The organism is Bacillus sp. HY001 (assembly GCF_007558965.1).
In the GTDB taxonomy this organism is placed as follows: Bacteria; Bacillota; Bacilli; order Bacillales; family Bacillaceae_G; genus Bacillus_A; species Bacillus_A mobilis.
This window is the reverse complement of record NZ_VLTE01000189.1, coordinates 1-1,733: the sequence shown is the minus strand read 5'-3', so window position 1 is coordinate 1,733 and position 1,733 is coordinate 1. Positions and strand designations below refer to the sequence as shown.

The 1,733-nt window shown below is 31.3% G+C and carries 3 protein-coding genes; 2 read left to right on the top strand and 1 reads right to left on the bottom strand.

Annotated features, from left to right (window positions below):
- Positions 1-302: 302 nt before the first annotated feature.
- Positions 303-671, top strand: coding sequence for a DUF3796 domain-containing protein (locus FOT98_RS30345; protein WP_000791542.1), 369 nt, complete (start codon positions 303-305; stop codon positions 669-671).
- Positions 661-861 (top strand): helix-turn-helix transcriptional regulator, encoded by a 201-nt coding sequence (locus FOT98_RS30340; protein ID WP_001128811.1) that lies wholly within the window; start codon positions 661-663, stop codon positions 859-861. Before FOT98_RS30345 ends, FOT98_RS30340 begins: the two co-directional genes overlap by 11 nt.
- Before the next feature lie 381 nt (positions 862-1,242).
- Here the strand turns inward: FOT98_RS30340 and FOT98_RS30330 are convergent.
- On the bottom strand, positions 1,243-1,733 hold a 491-nt coding region (locus FOT98_RS30330), incomplete at its 5' end, for a D-glycero-alpha-D-manno-heptose-1,7-bisphosphate 7-phosphatase (RefSeq protein ID WP_144291222.1).

Here is a 1,733-nt window from a genome sequence, read left to right as displayed (position 1 = left end):
ATATTTGTGATTGTAAAATGATGTTATTAAAATTAAAGTGGTTCAAGTCAGAGGAAGGCACCTTAGGTGTCTTTTCTTTATTAAAATATGTATTTTAATAAACCTTTAATACTTATGTATTAGATAATAATATTATTTAGTAAAAGGCATTTTTGATGTAGGTTTGCAATAAAGTTTAACCGTTTTGAAAAAAGATTAACTGCTTATAAAAAAGTCGTACCGTTTTCAATCCTTTTTATTTCCAAGTTGATGTGATATATTTATAACAATTAGTGCGAAATACATCACAAAGGAGAATTCACATGAAAAACAAACTGGCTTACTTGGGGTTTATTGGATTTCTAGGATTTCTAGGACTTTTAGGTCCTCATTCATTTTTAGGTGAAACATCATTTACATATTACTTTTTCGCTTTCTTCCCCTTCTTTTTATATGCAAAAGTTATACCAGATGAACTTTTTATCCTACATGTTCGCATTGCTGCCACAAAGTCATTTTTCGTGGCATTAGTAATGGGTGTTTTACTAATCTTAAGTATCGTTATTTTTGCAAATGTACATGTAATCAGATTATGCGTTGTACTTGCAGTTGTAATACCATTAGGAACTTTTGTAATTAATTTAGAAATATTTGAACGTAGAGAAAAGAAAGGGATGCAAGATGCCACTTAAAACTCGAATGAAAGAATTTAGGGTAAAGCTAAGTATGTCTCAAGAAGATCTAGCCAATGAGGTTGGTGTCCGAAGGGAAACAATTGGCAATCTCGAAAATGGAAAATATAATCCTTCATTCAAACTCACTTATGATATTGCGAAGGTTTTGAATGCACCTATTGAAGTTCTGTTTTGGTTTGAAGAATAGGTTAGGTATAAGTAAATTGTTGTAATAGATATGTCTATGAGTTTTGATTAATCTTTTTTATAAAAACTAGATTCGGATTTCTAACAGAAGACTCCATTTTGATTAATCTTTTTTCAAAATGGAGTCTTCTTATTTACCATATAATATGGGTTTGTGGAGTTTTTTTGATTAAACTTTATTTCCCGAAAGAAATATATAACCATAAATATATCCTTCTCTTTTTCCTGATTGAAATTCACTCATTGAAAAATACCTCCTTATGCCTATTTTTATAACTAAAATTCTTATTTTAATGCTGTACTTTATTTTTTGGCCAGTAGAATTAAATATCTTTATTGTTACTAATCACCACTTGTTAAAACTTTATCTTCATAAAAAATATTAAAAAATGTTTCCAAGCGCTACATTAAGCAAAGAAGGAAATTTTAAATTTGCTTTTGTTTCCTCCAAAGAATCAGCAATTCGAACTGTTCTTGTTCCAGCCTTCTTCCCTGCACATATATCGGTTTCTTGGTCACCAATCATATAGCTGCTCGCTAAATCAATATCGTACTTTTGAGCTAACTGCAGCAGCATACCAGCCTCTGGTTTTCTACAAGAACACCCATCTTTTGGCCGATGGATACAGGCAGCAAATTCTTGTATATGAGCACCGGCGTTTTCATTAATTAATTTTTCTTGCATATGTTTATGTATTTCTAAGAGCTCTTCTTGAGTCATATAACCCAATCCGACACCTCCTTGATTCGACGTAACTAGGACCATATAACCCTGTCTATTAAATATAGCAATTGCGTCAGCTGCACCAGGTAGCAGGTAAATATCTTCTGGTTTATTTACAAATCTAACACGATCTGTAAGTACTTCATAAA